Annotated in this window: 17 protein-coding genes and 1 tRNA gene; 6 read left to right on the top strand and 12 right to left on the bottom strand. The window is 36.1% G+C overall.

The features are described from left to right. The first annotated feature begins 207 nt into the window (after window positions 1-207). The gene (locus J2Z26_RS00950) at window positions 208-1848 is read left to right on the top strand and encodes a ribonuclease J (protein ID WP_193534369.1); all 1641 of its coding nucleotides are present in this window, start codon (window positions 208-210) and stop codon (window positions 1846-1848) included. A gap of 931 nt (window positions 1849-2779) precedes the next feature. Beyond that, complete coding sequence (locus J2Z26_RS00945) at window positions 2780-3403, top strand: hypothetical protein (protein WP_193537399.1); 624 nt, start codon at window positions 2780-2782, stop codon at window positions 3401-3403. Between the two features lie 41 nt (window positions 3404-3444). Here the strand turns inward: J2Z26_RS00945 and J2Z26_RS00940 are convergent. The 3 genes from J2Z26_RS00940 to J2Z26_RS00930 form a co-directional block, all read right to left on the bottom strand. Continuing rightward, a tRNA-Asn gene (locus J2Z26_RS00940) sits at window positions 3445-3519 on the bottom strand. A gap of 229 nt (window positions 3520-3748) precedes the next feature. Beyond that, window positions 3749-4159 carry a universal stress protein gene (locus J2Z26_RS00935; protein ID WP_193537401.1) on the bottom strand — a complete coding sequence of 137 codons (411 nt, stop codon included), beginning with the start codon at window positions 4157-4159 and terminating at the stop codon, window positions 3749-3751. Between the two features lie 58 nt (window positions 4160-4217). Next, on the bottom strand, window positions 4218-5690 hold the full coding sequence (locus tag J2Z26_RS00930) for a SulP family inorganic anion transporter (protein WP_193537403.1): 1473 nt from the start codon (window positions 5688-5690) through the stop codon (window positions 4218-4220). A 452-nt stretch (window positions 5691-6142) separates the two neighbouring features. Between J2Z26_RS00930 and J2Z26_RS00925 the strand changes: the two genes are divergently transcribed. Then, window positions 6143-7141, top strand: coding sequence for a DUF3231 family protein (locus J2Z26_RS00925; RefSeq protein ID WP_193537405.1), 999 nt, complete (start codon window positions 6143-6145; stop codon window positions 7139-7141). A 277-nt stretch (window positions 7142-7418) separates the two neighbouring features. Here J2Z26_RS00925 and J2Z26_RS00920 read toward each other — a convergent pair whose 3' ends face one another. The 3 genes from J2Z26_RS00920 to J2Z26_RS00910 all read right to left on the bottom strand — a co-directional run bounded on the left by J2Z26_RS00920 (window position 7419) and on the right by J2Z26_RS00910 (window position 9645). After that, complete coding sequence (locus J2Z26_RS00920) at window positions 7419-8699, bottom strand: MFS transporter (protein ID WP_227413764.1); 1281 nt, start codon at window positions 8697-8699, stop codon at window positions 7419-7421. A 127-nt stretch (window positions 8700-8826) separates the two neighbouring features. Then, window positions 8827-9321, bottom strand: coding sequence for a flavin reductase family protein (locus J2Z26_RS00915; protein WP_193537407.1), 495 nt, complete (start codon window positions 9319-9321; stop codon window positions 8827-8829). A 156-nt stretch (window positions 9322-9477) separates the two neighbouring features. Continuing rightward, entirely contained in the window at window positions 9478-9645 is a 168-nt protein-coding gene (locus tag J2Z26_RS00910) for a hypothetical protein (protein ID WP_193537409.1), read from the bottom strand. Between the two features lie 157 nt (window positions 9646-9802). Between J2Z26_RS00910 and J2Z26_RS00905 the strand changes: the two genes are divergently transcribed. Beyond that, window positions 9803-10336, top strand: a complete 534-nt coding sequence (locus tag J2Z26_RS00905; protein ID WP_193537411.1) for a helix-turn-helix domain-containing protein — start codon at window positions 9803-9805, stop codon at window positions 10334-10336. Window positions 10337-10427: 91 nt separating this feature from the next. On the opposite strand, the gene J2Z26_RS00900 is transcribed toward J2Z26_RS00905, so the two are convergent. Then, complete coding sequence (locus tag J2Z26_RS00900; RefSeq protein ID WP_193471428.1) at window positions 10428-10619, bottom strand: hypothetical protein; 192 nt, start codon at window positions 10617-10619, stop codon at window positions 10428-10430. Window positions 10620-10641: 22 nt separating this feature from the next. After that, the gene (locus J2Z26_RS00895) at window positions 10642-11082 is read right to left on the bottom strand and encodes a YaiI/YqxD family protein (RefSeq protein ID WP_193537412.1); all 441 of its coding nucleotides are present in this window, start codon (window positions 11080-11082) and stop codon (window positions 10642-10644) included. A gap of 311 nt (window positions 11083-11393) precedes the next feature. Between J2Z26_RS00895 and cspC the strand changes: the two genes are divergently transcribed. Continuing rightward, on the top strand, window positions 11394-11597 hold the full coding sequence (gene cspC / locus J2Z26_RS00890; RefSeq protein WP_193471426.1) for a cold shock protein CspC: 204 nt from the start codon (window positions 11394-11396) through the stop codon (window positions 11595-11597). Window positions 11598-11982: 385 nt separating this feature from the next. Here cspC and J2Z26_RS00885 read toward each other — a convergent pair whose 3' ends face one another. Together J2Z26_RS00885 and J2Z26_RS00880 are read right to left on the bottom strand one after the other, a co-directional pair. Beyond that, window positions 11983-12459, bottom strand: coding sequence for a CarD family transcriptional regulator (locus J2Z26_RS00885; protein ID WP_227413765.1), 477 nt, complete (start codon window positions 12457-12459; stop codon window positions 11983-11985). 321 nt (window positions 12460-12780) lie between these two features. Continuing rightward, window positions 12781-14775 (bottom strand): alpha/beta hydrolase family protein, encoded by a 1995-nt coding sequence (locus J2Z26_RS00880; protein WP_193537417.1) that lies wholly within the window; start codon window positions 14773-14775, stop codon window positions 12781-12783. A 274-nt stretch (window positions 14776-15049) separates the two neighbouring features. Between J2Z26_RS00880 and J2Z26_RS00875 the strand changes: the two genes are divergently transcribed. Continuing rightward, on the top strand, window positions 15050-15502 hold the full coding sequence (locus tag J2Z26_RS00875) for a DUF305 domain-containing protein (RefSeq protein ID WP_193537419.1): 453 nt from the start codon (window positions 15050-15052) through the stop codon (window positions 15500-15502). 52 nt (window positions 15503-15554) lie between these two features. On the opposite strand, the gene yhbH is transcribed toward J2Z26_RS00875, so the two are convergent. Further along, entirely contained in the window at window positions 15555-16733 is a 1179-nt protein-coding gene (yhbH, locus tag J2Z26_RS00870) for a sporulation protein YhbH (protein ID WP_193537421.1), read from the bottom strand. A 428-nt stretch (window positions 16734-17161) separates the two neighbouring features. After that, a complete protein-coding gene (locus J2Z26_RS00865; RefSeq protein ID WP_193537423.1) occupies window positions 17162-19057 on the bottom strand; it encodes a PrkA family serine protein kinase in 1896 nt (631 codons plus the stop codon). Window positions 19058-19456 lie beyond the last annotated feature (399 nt).

Genomic DNA, 19456 nt, shown 5'->3' with positions numbered 1-19456 from the left:
TATCTGTTTATATTTTTGACGCATTCATTATTCCCATCTATAATGTAATTAAATTTATATTACGGAGAACAGAGCACTTACCTATAGAAATCGCTGTTTGCCAAAAAAATTTCCCTCCTTTCCCCCTCTTCACCTCAAATTTCTACTAAAAGTTCATATGAATTTAAAATAGCCATAATTAATAATAAAGCATAAGTGGAGGATAAAATGACTGAAATAGACACAGAAAAAGTAAAAATCATTCCCTTAGGTGGCCTAGGGGAAGTTGGAAAAAACATGTACATAGTAGAATTTAAAAATGAAATTATTATCATTGATTCTGGAATAAGGTTCCCTGATAATGAACTCTTTGGAATAGACTATATTATTCCAGACTATACCTATCTGGTTGAGAATGCCTCTAAAGTGAAAGGCTTATTCATAACTCATGGTCATGAAGATCATATCGGAGGCATCCCTTTTTTATTAAAAAGTATAAATGTGCCGATTTATGCAGGTAAGCTTGCCGTCGGTTTGATTAAAGGGAAATTAGAAGAACACAATCTGCTACGAGAGGCTTCTTTACATGAAATTTCTCACGACACCATTGTGACTTTTAATGAAGTAAGTATCTCTTTCTTTGCGACTACCCATAGTATTCCTGATTCATTCGGAATTGTAGTCGATACTCCTTTAGGGAAAGTTGTTCATACAGGTGATTTTAAATTCGATTTCTCTCCTGTTGGACAAGAACCTGATTTAATTAAAATGGGTGAGATAGGAAAGAATGGTGTGCTTTGTCTATTATCAGATAGTACAAATAGTGAAAAACCCGGTTTTTCTATTTCTGAACAATTAATTGGTAAGAACATCCTAGACATTATCCAAAAACAAACCGGACGTGTCATCTTTGCAACTTTTGCATCAAACATCTACCGATTACAAGAGGCAATCAATGCCTCCATTAAAACCAATCGAAAAGTTTGCTTGATAGGAAGAAGCATGGAAAAAAATATCACATTAGCCAGAGAGTTAGGATACATAATCGCACCACCTGGCACTTTTATTACAGTTAATGAAATAAAGGATTATCCTGCAAATGAAATAACAATCCTATGTACTGGTAGCCAAGGTGAGCCATTTGCAGCATTATCCAGGATTTCTGAGGGACGTCATAGACACATACATGTTATTCCTGGAGATACCATCATCTTTTCATCCTCACCTATTCCTGGCAATGGAGTTGCTGTTAATCGAGTAATCGATAAATTAGCAAGAGCAGGTGCAGAAGTAATTAGTCACAAATTAAGTCACATTCACACTTCAGGTCACGGAGCTCAAGAGGAACAAAAATTAATGATTCGTCTTATGAAACCAAAACACTTTATTCCGATTCACGGGGAATTTAAAATGCAAAAAATGCATCAATCACTTGCTATCCAGTGTGATATCCCAAAAGAAAACACCTTCCTAATGGATAACGGTGATGTCTTAGAGATTAATGAACATACCGGATTTATTGGGAGTAAAGTGCCTGGTAATTCTGTGTATATTGATGGCAATAGCATTGGTGAGATTGGTAGAAGCGTCCTGCAAGAACGAAAGGCATTATCCGAACACGGAATGTTGTCTGTTTTTATCCTGCGAAAAGAAGGAAAAATCATTGGTGAGCCTCAATTAATTTCTAGGGGTTTTGTTTTCATACGAGATTCTGTGGAACTTATGAAAGATATTAGACAATCTGTAACTAATGAACTACAACACAGTTCAATAAGCGAATACAACCTTAGAAAGAAACTTTCCGATTTTATCTATCATAAGACAAAACGCAATCCACTTATTATTACTAAGTTTATTGAACTATCGTAATTGAATTACCTAAAAAAGAGTAGTGAGCATTGCCTCATTACTCTTTTAATCTATAATTGACTAAATTTTTAAATGACTTAATGTTCTCGTGATTATTCTGAAACAATTTAACTTGATATCCGTATATGTATTAATAATCACTTTCGGAAAAAATAGATGCTTCGAATTCTAGTTTTGTGGACTGACTTATGGAAAATTACGATTTCAGTGGATCATAAATTCGTTTAGATGACCTAGGTTTCTGATAATCGGTATCTTGAGGGTTCATAAATCCGTTTATGCGACCTCACTTTCTGAAAATCAGGATTATGAGGGCTCATAAATCCGTTTATGTGACCTCATTTTTCGAAAATCAGTATCTTGAGGGTTCATAAATCCGTTTATGCGACCTCACTATCTGAAAATCAGGATTATGAGGGCTCATAAATCCGTTTATGTGACCTCATTTTTCGAAAATCAGTATCTTGAGGGTTCATAAATCCGTTTATGTGACCTCGTTTTTCGAAAATCAGTATCTTGAGGGATCATAAATCCGTTTATGTGACCTCATTTTTCGAAAATCAGTATCTTGAGGGCTCATAAATCCGTTTATGTGACCTCATTTTTCGAAAATCAGTATCTTGAGGGTTCATAAATCCGTTTATGTGACCTCATTTTTCGAAAATCAGTATCTTGAGGGTTCATAAATCCGTTTATGCGACCTCACTATCTGAAAATCAGGATTATGAGGGCTCATAAATTTGTTTATGTGACCTACTTTCTGAGAATCAAGATTTTGAGGGCTCATAAATTTGTTTATGTGACCTCATTATCTAATAAATCACGATTTTGAGGGCTCATAAATCCGTTTATGTGACCTCACTTTTCAAAAATCACTATATAAGGGCTCATAAAGGTTTATGCTTGTATTGCTCAGGGTGGAGGGATGGACTTGAAAAAGAACTTGAAAACATATGGATTAATCATTTTAGTAGTATTTTCTACATTAGCTATTATCGATAACCTACGTATCTCGGATGCTGCCGATAAACTGCAAGTAGATAATGAAAAGTTGGTAAAACAAGTTACTTCTATAGAAAAAGAACTTGAAAACAGCTCACTAACCTCTAATGAGTTATTGAAAGAAAATAAAGAACTAGTAATGGAAGTTGCTAAGTTAGAAGAAGATGTTGAAGGTTTAAAAACTTCGTTAGATTATCAAGGTTTTAAAGAAGCAACTGGCATAGTAGAGGCTTATAAGGTAGCAAATACAATAAAAGAAGCGTCGAATTTAGTCTCACTAAACATTGGTGGTGGTTATTCTACAATAGACCGTGAAGGGAATTGTCCTTGTCACTTGTTCTTTGGGAAGTATGGCAAATCAATTGAGTGGATACCAAATGTTGTACTTGACCTAAAGGAATTCAGCCTTGATAAAGACAAAGTCCTTCTTACCTACCGGACAGTAGAAGCGATTAAAGGTGACTATCAGTTTATCGTGTCAAAATCCACACTAAATAGAGAACAAGAAGAAAGATGGATGATTGACGAAATAACGCTTATAAAGAAAGAATAAAGAAAAAAACCCATATTAACTATGGGTTTTAATTATATGTATGGCTCCGCAGGCAGGACTCGAACCTGCGACCGATCGGTTAACAGCCGATAGCTCTACCACTGAGCTACTGCGGAATATGGTGGTAAATAAACGTTATTTTGTTTCCGAGTTTTTAATCAGTATCTCCGATCATCCCGATCTCAGGAAGATAAATCAAGTAGCAGCTCGATCGGTATGCTGAAGATGATTCAAGAAGCATATTCGGACGAGCTCTACCACTGAGCTACTGCGGAATATATAGTTTAGTTACACTAAAATAGTATAACTAAACCCTTAAAAAACATACACTTTTTTTCAAAAGAATTACTTAACAATTAAAACAGGACAGTTTACACGCTTTGCCACTTTGTGACTAACACTTCCTAAAACCATTTCCTGAAGTGTATTAAGTCCCCTACTTCCAATCACAACTACGTCGAATTCATTTGAGTTTGCATAGTCAACAATTGTCGGGCCCGGTTCACCATGAAGCGTAGTTACTTTATAATTTAGGTTATTATCTTTTAATACTTGCTCCGTACTTAGTATTCTTTCTTTTCTTGTTACTTCCTTGTCTTTACTGTGTAATACATCAGCTTTGGATGTTTGTGCATCCACTACATAGACAACCTCAACTACAGCGTTTGGGTTAGCAGAAGCTATATATACTGCTTTTTCTGTAGCTTTCACCGCATGTTTAGATCCATCAGAAGCAACTAATATTTTTGTGAACATTGATATCCCTCCTATTATGTAAAAGGGCATACTAGAAACCTAGTACACCCTTTCTTCTTTAATGACCAGAAACCTTAGCGCCTGGCTTGCTATGAACTGCTAAACGTTCTACAAGGTTAGAACTAGGTTCATTTAACCCAATGATTTTTACATCTGTATTGTTTTCTCTAAGTTTTATAACGACTTTATCAATCGCAGCAACCGCTGAGTCATCCCAAACATGAGCCTGTGAAAAATCAATTTCAACGTGTGTAATGTTTTCCTTTAAATCAAAGCTATTTACTAAGTCAGTAACGGATGCGAAGAATACTTGACCTGTTACTTTATAAATACGCTTTTGATTCCCTTCAGCTAAAACACTTGTTACATGTACCTTTGAAATTTTAGCAACAAAGAAAATTGCACTTAAGATGATTCCTGCGAAAACACCTTTTGATAAATCATGAGTGTACACAACGGTTACAACTGTAACAACCATTACGATCGAATCGGTAATCGGTGCTACCTTTAATTGCTTTAATGAAGACCAATCAAATGTACCGATGGAAACCATTATCATAACTCCAACAAGCGCTGCCATTGGAATTTGAACAACAAGACCACCAAGTACTAGTATTAAGAACATCAGGAATACCCCTGCAACTAATGAAGAAAGTCTTCCTCTTGCACCCGATTTAACGTTGATAACCGCCTGACCGATCATCGCACAGCCAGCCATTCCGCCGAAAAATCCAGTTACTATGTTCGCAATACCTTGACCACGGCTTTCTTTGTTTTTATCACTGTCTGTATCTGTCATATCATCAACAATGGATGCTGTTAACAATGTTTCAAGCAAACCTACAATAGCTAATGCTAAAGCATAAGGGAAAATAATCGATAAAGTTTCAAGATTAAACGGCACCATTGGTATCGCAAAAAACGGTAATGCTTGAGTTAGTTCTCCCATATCACCAACTGTTCGAACACCACTGCCAGAAAAAATAGCAATAATTGAAATAACAATAATCGCCACTAATGGTGAAGGTACAACCTTCGTAAACCTTGGCAGAATGTAGATAATCGCTAAAGCTCCAGCAACCATCGCATACATTTGCCATGATTCTCCTACAAAGTGAGTCAGTTGAGCGGTAAAAATAAGAATAGCTAGTGCGTTTACGAAGCCTACCATAACCGAACGCGGTATAAACTTCATGTATCTAGCGAGCTTGAATACCCCAAAAATAATCTGCAAAATACCTGTTAAAATGGTTGCAGCAAATAAATATTGCAAGCCATGATCTGCAACCAAGGTCACCATTAAAAGAGCCATTGCTCCCGTTGCACCTGAAATCATCGCTGGTCTTCCACCAACGAATGCAATCACAACTGCGATACAGAAGGCAGCATAAAGACCAACCATTGGGTCCACACCTGCGATGATTGAAAAGGCAATTGCCTCTGGAATTAATGCTAAGGCAACAACGATACCCGCTAAAGTATCGCCTTTGATGTTACCAAACCACTCTTGTTTAATTGTCTGAACGTTCAAAAGAACACCTCTTCCTATTTTTCTATAATTTTTAAAAATGACTTTCAACTCTCATGAAAGTCGGGACCGTTTTTAACAAGTGAATCTTATCACAAATTCGTAAACTACGAAATTTCGATGTAAGCGTAAATCATAGCACTTATCCTCTATAAATCTCTTAATTTCTCTTAAATACTCTATCATTCACAAAAACGTCACATTTAAAAAGAAGATATATTCAAATAATTCAATTTAATTATGGTGTTTATGTGGCTATTTTCAAGAAATTCACTTAGTGGAAGATCTGAACAAGTTATCACTACTATTGTGGTGTAATAGGGAAGATGATGATTTAATTTACGTAGAAGTTGGAGCGGTTCATCTTTAGTTGAGGTTAGGAAAATTATAGGTATATTTACATACATATAGCAAAAGTTAAAAGTAATAAATTTAAAGTGGGAGTAGATATAGTTATGAGTTCTCCAGAAAGCGTAAAACTCACTTCAGCAGAAATGGCTTCTTTATGGCAGGAATATATTAGCCACACTCATAGCAATTGCATGCTGAACTATTTTATTGCAAAAGCAGAAGATAAAGAAGTACTAAAAGTGCTTACAAATGCCAATCAAAAGGTAGAAAAGATAAGAGATAAAACTAAACAAATATTAGAATTTGAAAATGTACCAGTACCAGTAGGTTTTAGTAATCAAGATGTAGACACAAATGCACCACGGTTGTTTTCAGATTCCTTTGCTTTATTGTATATAAAAAATTTATCAAGAATAATGGCTTCAACTTGTGGTCTTATGCATACCATGTCTACTCGCAAAGATATTAGGAAACATTTTAAAGAATGTTCTTCTGAAGGCATTACTGTTTTCGATGAGGTTAGTGATGTGTTGTTAGATAAAGGAATATATGTAAGACCTCCATTTATTGAACCCCCAAAAAAAACAGATTTTATTGAAGATAAGGACTATCTAAATGGAATCAATTTATTGGGCGATCAGAGGTTTTTAAATGCGATCGAAATATCCCATGTTTTTGGAAACATTGAAGCTAATGTAGTCGGCAATACAATAACAAAAGGCTTTGGACAAACAGCAGATAAAAAGGAAGTACGAGATTTCATGGACAAAGCCGGGAAACTCTCAGAAAAGGTAATCAACACACTTACCAGGTTTTTAACAAGCAGTCAATTACCATCACCAATGCCTTCTGAAACACAAGTCATGAGTTCTTCTCAACCAGCGTTTTCTGATAGGCTAATGATGTACCAATTAACTACTTTAACAGCAGCCGGATTATCCGATTATGCAACTTCATTAGCTACAAGTATGAGGAATGATTTAAAACGACATTATATGGATTTACTGGACGATACGTCGAAGTTAGGTGGAGAAGTCCAAAATATAATGATTAATAATAGCTGGTTAGAGCAACCACCACAGCAAGACAAAATAGTACATTAGCTTATTAATGACTTAGTGTGACCTTTATCTAGAATGTTGATGGGTTAAAGATCCATTTGGGTGACATATCGGACTCAGAGGTCCTTATTGTCAAAAAAACACTACTATTTATCCCCTTTGTGGACTCAGCTACCCTTATTTTGCTGAAACCAAGGTAAAATAGCTGTATTTTTCTGCAATAGTGGAATCTGGGTTCGTTTCACAGATAAAATGGCAGTATCTTCATAAATAACGGCTTCTGAGTCCGCCTTACTTTCCTTAATCAATTTTTAAACTGCTACTGCTGCAAGTTTGCAACCGGCTTTTTAGCCCAAAATGCCGCTAGCGCTCCTAGCACTGGAAAAATCAATAAAACAATCAAAATCTCATTGTATCCACCGAAAATATCATAAAACACACCAAACGGCAGTGGTCCAAACGCGGACCCAATAACCATCACTGACATGGCCAAGCCTTTTATACTTCCGATATACTTCCTCCCAAAGAAGTTTGGCCAAATAACATTTAAAGCAATACGTTCAACTCCACCTACGATTCCCCATAATACCCCAAAAGAGATTGCTAGAATCGCTGACTTAGAAACTAACAAAATTAGAATATAAAGTATCTGTCCAATGAATGCAATGACTAGCATGTAATTGGCTTGCATTTTATCAGCCAAAAAGCCAGAAAAAATACTGATTGGGAAGCCGATAATTGCCATTAAGCTTAGGACTGTAGCTGCGAGTACTGGCGACAAGCTACTTTCTGTGAAAATTGATAATAAATGAAATGTAAGACCCGTGTTGACTAAAGCTGGAATGGTTACGCAAAACAGCAATAGCCAAAAGGTTCTTGTTTTCTTTGCTTCAGCTAATGTCCAGCTTTGCTCTTCAATAACGATGTCGGCTTCATTTGACTTAGTAACAATTTGTTTATTATCAGGCAATAAGCCGATATCCTCTGGTTTATTTCTAACAAAGAAGTAAGCTAAAGGTACAAAAAACATAAGTATCACGATTCCCATTACTCGCCATGTAAACTGCCAACCCCATTGTTCAATCATCCAAAGATTGACGATTGGAAAGAGAGCTGAACTGACAAAACCACCTATAGCCATTAGACTGAATGCTCTTCCTCTTTTTTCAATAAACCACTGAGGAATCAGTGTATTAGGAACCAAAGACATTGACCCTTGGCCGAATAAGCGAATAAGAAAAAATCCAATAAAGAGCATGACAATGTTTGTTACCATACTGTTCCATAAACAGGCAAACGCTAATGCGACTGAAACAAAAACCATGGAGATACGCTGGCCATATTTATCAATATACCTTCCAACAACCATCATTAGTAAACCAGCACACAAGGTGGCTGTTGAATAAATAGAAGAAATCACCGAACGATTCCAACCAAAGTCAGCAAGGTAAAAATCAATAAAAACCGCGTTGGAATAGGTCTGACCTGGTCCTGAAAAGAACACAGCCATTGACCCAATCATCACAATTACCCAGCCATAATAAAATGGTGTTTGGATTGGTGTACTACTAACCACCTTCTGTTTTGCAAGCTGCGCCAAAAAAATCCTCCCCTTTACATCCCACTATTATAACACGGTTTTTGGGAGGTATAATGATTAGTTACACGGCATGGTAATCGGCAAAAAAGAATGCTACTCCATTGGTTAGGAAGTAGCACATGATTTCTTATTTATAAAATTCACCAGGAATTTCACCAAATTTTCTCTTATGATACAAAAGAGGTTCCTTGTTATGATCTTGGATATCGACTACTTCCCCAATGAGGATGGTGTGGTCTCCAGCTTCAATCGTTTGATACGTTTTGCAGTGCAAAACTCCTGCAGCTCCGTCAATGATTGGTAGCTTTGAAACTGAAAACTCCCATTTGCAATTTGCGAAGCGGTCAGTTCCCTTAGTTGCAAATAATGAACAAATGTCAGATTGGTCATTTGCTAAAACATGAACAGCAAATTGATCTGTTTTTATAAAATCGTCATAGGAGGAAACCCCCTTGTCAATTGACCACAAGATTAATAGAGGATCAATTGAAACTGAAGCAAAAGAGTTAACCGTTAACCCTAATGGAGTTCCTTTTTCATTCAGAGTCGTAACAACTGTAACCCCTGTTGGATAATTTCCCATAACAGCTTTAAACGTATCTACATTTTTTTGATTACTCATCATAACTCACTCCTTTATCTCTAAAAGTTCAAGGAAATTTAATTCTTACCATTATATGATTTCCCTCAAAACTTATAACCTCGGTAGACTTCTAGATAGCTTATAGATGGAGGAGTAACTTTAAATTACTGAAATATAAAAGCCCACTTAAAATCACTAAGTGAGCTTTTCCATATCCTGTATTACCTTTACCTCTTCTTTTGTTACCAACTTTATATCCGTATAAAGTTTAGAATCTTCTCGTTTGATCTCAATCTGGCCATTCTGGTAATCATGTAAAACTGAATAGATTTTGTTTTCATATTCTACCTTTTTCCCTATCATATTTTCTCCTTTTTTATTGAGACCTACTTGAAGAATATATTGCTATTTTTATATACTTAATTTCATAACAAACTAAATCTTTACTTACTATTTTACTTTACTAGCTATTAAAAAAATGTGGCGAATTGCCACACTCAACAAGAAGGGAAAAAGTAATATGAGAGAATGGTTAAAGAGATTACGAAAAGAAAGAGGGTTAACACAGGAAGACGTAGCATCAAAGTCTTTTATCAATCGAGCGTTTTATGCTCAAATTGAAAATGGAACTCGTAACCCAAGCTTTGAAGTAGCTCGTAATATCGCAAGTACACTTGGAGTTAGCTCCTCAGTATTTTTTACAAACGAGCTAAGTGCCCCTTTTGAAATTGCGTTGAAAAACTCAGACATGGTTATTGCACATTGTGACTTAGAGTTAAGATATACATGGCTTTTTAATCCTCACCCTGATTTTGACACAACTGAAAGTCTTAGCAAAAGGGATGACGAACTAGCGACTAACCAAGGTATAGTTGACCTAATGGCCCTTAAACAAGAAGTCATAGATAAGGGGATCAAAATCAAACGCAAAATCTGCTTTCCACTGTCAGATGGGGAGCATTGTTATTTTGTTTTTGGGGAACCTCTTTTAAATGAAAATAAAGAGATAATTGGGGCAGTAACGGCTTCCATGGATATTAATGATTTTAACTAAAGAATGCAAAAGAGAAATCACAGGGGATTTCTAATAAAAAGGAGCTCGATTTTATAGATCCTAGCTCCTTCCTTCTTCAATAACAGATAGTCTACTTTTTCGGCTGATCTAGTGCTTGGTATGCTACCATATACTTTCCTCCATCGGCAACCTCTGAATGGTATAAAGCTTTAAGGGCATTGTTTTTCTCAAGGCCATGCTCTGCTTTCAGTTCTTTAAATCTTGTATGTAGTTCTTTATTTTCCTTAATTAGTTGTTGCATTTGTGATTTTATATACTTCAAATCATTTATCTCCTTTCTATTTTCAACTAGAAATAACCTGCTTAAAAAGCTTTCTAAATTGCTCCCGATCTTCTTCAGTAAAAGGCTTTGGACCCTTTGTTCGCTGTCCGCTTTTTCGAGCCATTGCACCTAAATAACGTGTTTGTAATAATTGGTCAATATTTTCATTTGTATACCTAAATCCTTTATGGTGGAGGACGGTAATTCCTTTAGGTAATCCTAGTGACGCAAGTCCATAATCTTGGGTCACAATAATATCTCCTTTTTGCGCTAGCTTCACAATCCGATAATCTGCAGCATCGGCCCCAGAATCAACATAAATGGTTTCCACTCCTGATGGCTGTTCTGCATTAGAAAAATGCGAAAAGCTCGTAACAAGGATAACCGGAATGTCTAGATTTCTTGCTTCTGAAATAATAATATCTTTTACCGGACAAGCATCTGCATCCACATAAATTTTCATCTTTATCTCTCCTGTGTTTTTCTATTCTCATATTATACTTTTTAGGATTGCGTTGGCAATTGGTCTCTACAATTGACATAACAAAAACCTACATGTTTTTAGAAAATCGCATGATGCTTCTTTTTCTTTATGGGCATTTTACTATTTTAGTTAAATTCCACTAATTTGCATTTTTTTCCTTTTTATGCTATGATAAAGAAGAATTATTTTTGTCGGTGTAAAGGATAGTATGAATATCGATTTTCGTCTTGATGATACTTTGGGCAAGGATAGTAATACAATGTGTGGTAACACACTAGGAGGCAACAAAAATGGAAAAAGGTACAGTAAAATGGTTTAATGCAGAAAAAGGTTTTGGCTTTATTGAACGTGAAAATGGAGACGATGTATTTGTACACTTCTCTGCTATCCAAAGTGAAGGCTTCAAATCATTAGACGAAGGTCAAAAAGTAACGTTTGACGTTGAGCAAGGCGCTCGTGGAGCTCAAGCTGCAAACGTTCAAAAAGCTGCTTAATCTTAAATCGTTATATAAACAGGCTCTTTATATAGGGCCTGTTTTTTTATGTTCTCTGCATACTCAATAAAAAACCCTACTCAACGTACTAATAAGAGGCTGCTCATCCAAGGATTTAAACCATAACCAGTAATCTTTACTATTGTTATTTTAATAAAAAAATGGTTTCCTAGTCTGGAAACCATTTGTATAGTTGACTATATGGTGTTACCAATTCTTTTTTTCTCTTTTACGTAAAGAAGATAAACAATTACTATCCAGGATAGAGGTGAGAAAGATCAAAAGAGGTTAATGCTCTAAAGGTGAGTTGAAGAAGTTGAATGCTTTGAAATCCAATAAAATTCAGGATATTTTCGGGAGATGTAATACATAATCTTAATTAATTTTAATAGAAACTTTTTATTTGATTTTCAGTAATACCTTTAATTAATCCTAGTTCACTAATCAAAAATTCATGAGCGTTATCTAACATTTTTTTTTCGCTTGTATTAAGTGCTTTTTCTTTCTTCATACGCATTAAATCACGTACAACTTCAGCACAATCCTGTATTTTACCCGTTTTTATTTTTTCCGTGTTCAGTTTATACCTTTGTTTCCAGGGCAGTAATCTATCTGATTCTCCATGCTTAAAAATGTGTAGGATGTGTTTTAATGCAATTATGTCAGTAACAGGGCGTATACATGAACTCAATACTTTTCCCGTAGGGATCATGACTTGCATATTTCCAATTAACATTTTTATAACATAATACTCTTGTTTGTCCCCTGATATTTCCTTTTCTTCGATTGCTTTGATTATACCTGCTCCGTGCATTGAATAAACAATGTTATCGCCAATTTGAAACATATAATCCACCTCCATATATGGTAACCTTCTTAACCTTAACACACATGTTATTTTTTAACAAATTTTTAATTTTATCATAAATTCATTTTCAATGTCAACTAATCTTTCTTTATAAATCAGAAAAAGCAAAAACATTAGGAATCGTGTCGGATAAACAATAAAGGGAAGACTAATTTCCCCGAGTATAATTTCGTAACCTGTACTAAATAGGACCTTCATTTGAAGTTTCATTATAGAACAGAAGACCTAATATAGAAAAAAAAGGTTGCTAAATCATTTGCGATCTAGCAACCTTTTTTTAGTTATTTGATATTTAGCACCTCAAAAGAGAACCAATTAAGAACGACGATCATCAAACCAGCCAATTAAATGGTTAAGACGCTCTAAGCGATGCTTCGGTTTTCCTGAACGTGATAGATCATGGTTTTCATCAGGGAAGCGAACAAACTTGGTTTCTACACCTAAACGTTTTAGTGCAATATACCATTGCTCTGCTTGCTCCATTGGACAACGTAAGTCCTGCTCACTGTGTAAAATTAATGTCGGTGTTTTAACATTTCGAGCATGAGTTAATGGAGAAATCTTCAGTAATCTCTCTACATCATCCCATAAATCAGCATGTCCGTGCTGCCACTCGGTAAAGAAGAACCCGATGTCACTTGTTCCATAGAAGCTATGCCAGTTACAAATGCTTCTTTGTGTAACTGCAGCTTTGAAACGGTCAGTACGAGTCACAATCACGTTTGTCATGTACCCACCATAGCTACCACCTGTTACAAACATTTGGCTTTCATCAATATAGTCAACGTTTGCTAGTGTGTGGTCAACTCCAGCCATAATATCTTCGTAATCCATTCCACCGTAATCACCGATAACTGCATTTACGAAGTCATGTCCATAACCATGACTACCTCTTGGATTTGTATAAAGAACAACATAGCCTTTAGAAGCCATTAATTGCATTTCGTGATGAAGTCCATTTCCATATGCTGTAGCTGGACCACCATGAATTTGAAGGATCATAGGATATTTTTTACCTTCTTCAAATCCAAATGGTTTCATTACCCAGCCTTCAACGTCCCAGCCATCAGTGCTTTTATAAGTAAAATTCTCTGGCGTGCTTAAGTGTACTTCATTGTATAATTCTTCGTTAAATGCTGTTAGTACCTTTGTTTGGTCCACTTGGTTTAAGTCTTGTAAAACTAAATCTCCAGTTGAATGTGGAGTTGCTAGAGTTAGGATTGCTTTTTCATCATTTACAATATCATATGAAGTAACGGAACCATTAGATGTTGATAGCGCCACAGAAACTTCCCCTTGAAGATTCACTTTAAATAACTGACAATCTCCACCTACTGTCGCACTAAAATAAATATGTGAACTTGAATCATCCCAAATGAGTCGAAGCTCTGCAGTATCATACTTCGCATCTACCCCAACAAGGTTGCCAACTGTATAGTCAAAGCTCTCTGTTAAGTTTTGTAGATTACCAGTTTCAGTATCTAAAACTAGGACATTTGCATTTCCTTGGCTTCTTTCTCCACGTGTATGACCGGCAAAAGCAAGCCATTTTCCGTCTGGTGAAAATGAAGGTGAATTGATATAGCCATTTCCTTCATAGAATAACGTTTCTTCTTTTGTAGTTAGGTCATATTTCCAAATAGCCGGCAGATAGCCCCATTCCTTATCTTCAGCCTTTGTCCCAACATAGAACAAGCTGTTTCCATCAGGAGTGAAGGTTGCCTGACCAAAATCATGATCTCCTTCTGTTACTTTTGTATATGATTTGCTAGCAATATCAAATAAATAGACGTGTCTGCGGTCATCATTGAAGATACCAACTCCGTCACCTTTATAACGAAGTCTAGTAATCACTTTTACATCGCTTTTTTCTTCTTTGTCTTCCTCTTTGTCAGTAGTAAGCTTTAACTCACCATTTATCACAAGAGCTAGTTGCTTGCCATCAGGTGACCAGCTAAAACCTCCAACTCCTTGTTTCACATCTGTAAGTTGCACGGCTTCTCCACCGTCAATATGTAATAGATAGACTTGATTTTTACCAGTTCGGTTTGAACGGAACGCTAGTGTTTTGCCATCAGGTGACCAAGTAGGAGCTACATCCTTTACTAATTTTTCCTTCGAAACATGGGATGTGAACTGTCTTCCTGGACCGTTTAAGTCTGTTACATAAATAAAGGAATAATAACCATCCTTCTCTTTATCTACATGTGTTAACACGTAAGCTGCCTTATCCTTGTTTGGAGAAACCTGAGGATCTCCTACAAACTTAAAGTTACATAAATCTTCTGCAGTGATTGGACGTTTTGTCATTTTACACTCCTCCAATAATTAGATGTATGTCTATTTTAACATTTCGACAGTCGAAATAAAATCCTTTTGAAGAAATTTTCAAAAAATATAAAATTAATAGCACAAGGTGTTAAAACTCACTATCAATTTAACATGGAATTTTTAGTGAAAATCCAAAATGAAATTGTAAACTACTCTTTATATTTAAAATGAGTGATTCTTCAAAATATGAATACCTCTCTTCGATTCGGGTAATGCATATATATAACAAGGATTTATAAGAGGAGTGATTAGAGTGAAACCATATATGAAATTTGCAGGAATGGTAGTCACCTCTACCATACTGATGTTTTTATTTAAGTATTGGAGTACCTATGAAATTGGACATGTATTTTTTAGTGAAACCCGCCTGTATATGGCTCTTTTAATGGGGGCAACTATGACCTTCATTATGTTGCTGTTTATGAGGCATATGCTAAAAGATCGAAAAGTAAATATAGGGATTGCTACTGGAAGCATCATAGTGTTCTTCATCTTTTTGTTCTTACTTCGCAGTCAAGTCCTAGTGGATGATACAGATTATATGGAAGCCATGATCCCCCATCATTCGATTGCCATTTTAACAAGTGAACGTGCCTACATCACCGATCCACGCGTTCGTGACCTTGCTGACTCCATCATTAAAACACAAAAGAAAGAAATTGCGGAAATGAAGGAACTCATTGAGGAACTTGAAAATGAGGAATAACCTTCACAGAGTTATACACACAAAAAAAGACAGGTCCACCTGTCTTCTCTTTTTAAGCATACTGCTTATTCTCTTCATTATTAAAGAAGCTCTTCATCGCATGGAATACATCGGCTTTTTGCTTGAGGATGTAATAGCGGAATTTCTCGTCATTGATATTTTTATACGCGGACATAAGGGTCGAGTGCCTATTGTATTGATTTACTTCACCATATCCAAACATGTTCGAAACTTTCATAATCTCAGAAACTAACTTCACACAGCGAGCATTATCTGAGGTTAAGTTATCTCCATCTGAGAAGTGGAAAGGGTAAATATTATATCTTGATGGATGGTATTTTCCGTCAATTAACTCAAGTGCTTTTCGGTAAGCTGATGAACAAATCGTTCCTCCACTTTCGCCTTTCGAGAAGAAGTCTTCTTCGCTTACTACCTTTGCTTCTGTATGGTGGGCGATGAATTCAATCTCAACCGTTTCGTATTTTGTTCGTAAAAATCGAGTCATCCAGAAGAAAAAGCTTCGTGCCATATATTTCTCCCAAATACCCATCGATCCACTCGTATCCATCATTGCAAGCACAACCGCTTTTGAGTCTGGTTTAACTACTTCGTTCCACGTCTTAAATTTTAAATCTTCAGGATAAATCGGATGAAATTTAGCCTGACCACTCATCGCATTTCGCTTATAAGCTGAAAGCATCGTTCTCTTTTTATCAATATTCCCCATTAATCCAGTCCTGCGGATATCATTAAATTCGATATCCTCCACTACATTTTCATCACGCTCTTTTTGCTGTAGATTTGGAAGCTCGAGCTCTTTGAATAAGGCTTCTTCCAACTCCATTAGAGATACTTCCGCTTCGTAATAATCTTCTCCCGCCTGGTCACCTGCTCCTTGACCTTTACCAGGACCTTGACCTTTTTGGCCTTCATTTGACCCATCTCTGGCAACTACATCACCGACTTGGCTGTCTCCATCCCCTTGGCCAACATGTTTATTTTTGTCGTAGTTATATCGAATCTTATACTCATCTAAAGACCTTATTGGAATCTTTACGACATCTCGCCCATTTGACATAATAATATTTTCCTCAGTGATTAAATCAGGTAAATTACTTTTAATGGCTTCCTGGACTTTTTCTTGATGTCTTTTTTGATCATCATGGCCTTTCCGGTGGAGGGACCAATCTTCTCTTGAAATCGCAAAATTCTTTTCGTTTCCGTCTGACATTCAAATCCCCTCCTACTTTTTTAATATAAAATTTTAAAAATAATGCACACTTCTTAAAACATTCACATACAGTATCTTGACGCTTTTTTTAACGATCTAGCTAACATTATCTGCATATAAAAGTGGATTACTCTATCCTATGCAGAAAGACTGAATTATTGACAAATAATTTTGAAAATTAAGTTTGTCCTTACTAAAATTAGACAAGTTCTCTCTTCCCTTGTCTAATTTCGAAAACTTTTTTACCATAGTAAATTTGAAGGTCTATATGAACCACACTTTTTTCAATAGTCATCCAATCAAACGTTTGTTTAGTTTTTTCAACCCATTGATATGAGTGGCCTCAATGCAACTATTCAAATGTTTGTTTAAGTTGCACATGGTAAAAACAAAAGGGCCAGATCGTATTGATCTAACCCGCTTATTTATTATCGATTTAATAAGCTTCCTACATAGCGAAGCAGTTCATTTGCAGAAGTAGAGTTATAGCCATGCTCATCAATTAACCTAGCAACAACTTCATTTACTTTCTTCAATTGTTGCTCGTCAGGTGTTTTTGATGAAGTCGTAATCTTAACAACATCCTTGAGATCTGCGAATAGCTTCTTCTGAATCGCCTCTCTCAAACGCTCATGCGAGTTATAATCAAATCTCTTTCCTTTACGGGCATAAGCTGAAATACGAATTAAGATTTCTTCACGGAATGCTTTTTTCGCATTTTCAGAGATACCGATCTGCTCCTCAATTGAACGCATTAACTTCTCATCTGGATTCATTTCTTCTCCAGTTAAAGGATCTCTCAGCTTATTCTTATTACAATACGCTTCAACATTATCTAAATAGTTATCCATCAATGTCTTAGCAGACTCCTCATAGGAATAAACGAAAGCCTTCTGCACTTCTTTCTTAGCAATATCGTCATATTCTTTTCTAGCAACCGAGATAAAGTTTAAGTAGCGCTCACGATCTTCGTTTGAGATGGAAGGATGATGTTCAAGCCCTTCTTTTAACGACCTTAATACATCTAGTGCGTTAAGAGATGGAACTTCTTTTCTAATAATGGTAGAAGAAATTCGATTAATAACGTAACGCGGGTCAATTCCACTCATTCCCTCATCGGCGTATTCCTTTTGAAGTTCCCCTACATCTATTGAGTTAAAGCCTTCAACACTTTCGCCATCGTACAATCTCATTTTTTTAACAAGGTCCACATCGCCTTTTTTAGATGGCTTTAAACGAGTTAAAATCGTAAACATCGCAGCTACTCTTAGAGTGTGTGGTGCAATATGAACATCACTAACATCACTTTCACCTATCATCTTTTGATAGATTCGCTCTTCCTGACTTACTTTTAAGTTATAAGGAACTGGCATTACAATAATACGAGAGTGCAATGCTTCATTCTTTTTATTTGAAATAAAGGAACGATACTCTGTTTCATTGGTATGAGCAACAATTAACTCATCAGCTGAGATCAATGCGAATCGCCCTGCTTTAAAGTTTCCTTCTTGTGTTAGAGATAATAAGTGCCATAAGAACTTCTCATCACATTTAAGCATTTCCTGGAACTCCATCATCCCACGGTTTGCCTTGTTTAATTCCCCATCAAATCGATACGCTCTTGGATCAGATTCTGATCCGAACTCTGCAATTGTAGAGAAATCAATACTTCCTGTTAAATCTGCAATGTCCTGTGACTTAGGATCAGATGGACTGAATGTCCCAATACCAGTACGCTTATCCTCAGATAGGAAGATGCGTTCAACTTTTACATCTTCAATTCTTCCACCGTATTCTTTTTCAAGGCGCATCATGTTTAATGGTGAAAGATTTCCTTCAATACGAATTCCATATTCCTTGTAAAAATCTTGTCTTAAGTGATGTGGGATTAAGTGAAGTGGATCCTCATGCATCGGACAGCCTTTAATTGCATAAACAGCTCCTCGATCAGTATGAGAGTATGCCTCTAACCCTCTTTTTAACATCGTAACGAGTGTCGACTTACCACCACTTACAGGTCCCATTAATAGCAAGATACGTTTTCTTACATCTAGTCTCTTAGCAGCAGGGTGAAAGTACTCCTCCACAAGTCGCTCTAAAGCTTCTTCTAACCCAAATAGCTGATGGTCGAAAAACTTGTATTTTCGTTGGCCATTTACATCTTCAATTCCTGCATCCTTAACCATATTGTAAACTCTTGAGTGAGCTGATTGTGCCACAATTGGCCTTTCTTTAATGATCTCTAAGTAATCAGCGAAGGTACCTTCCCACTTTAAACGTTGTTCATCTTCACGGAACTGTTCAATTTTCTTTAAAATATCCATAAAGGCCTCCTCTTTTCTAAGGTGGTTGCGCATGTTACTACACTTTATGCGAGGATGTCCGGTATCATTCGTTCGAAAATATGAATTTATGAATCCTAGTTAGTGGACAATTGAATTCACATGAAGTGGGTTGAAGAAAAATTTTAAAGAATTTCTTTAGTCTATGTTTTTTATCAAGACGAGGTGCCTATGAATATCGCTTCTTTGGATGAAATCGAAAAAAAGTAACAAATTGTCCACAGTTTCCATTCCCATTCATTTGTCATTGCGCTATAATAAGGCTATATTGTGTTTATGATTGGGTACTATAGTAATAAGGAGGAAGACACACATGAGATTAATTCTAATTTTAGGTGTATGTATTGCGTTCTTATCAGCGATCTTCACAGCTGGATACAA

This window comes from Cytobacillus luteolus (genome assembly GCF_017873715.1).
Classification (GTDB): domain Bacteria; phylum Bacillota; class Bacilli; order Bacillales; family Bacillaceae_L; genus Bacillus_BV; species Bacillus_BV luteola.
Note: the sequence above shows the minus strand (reverse complement) of the source record. Positions and strands in the feature narration are given on the sequence as shown.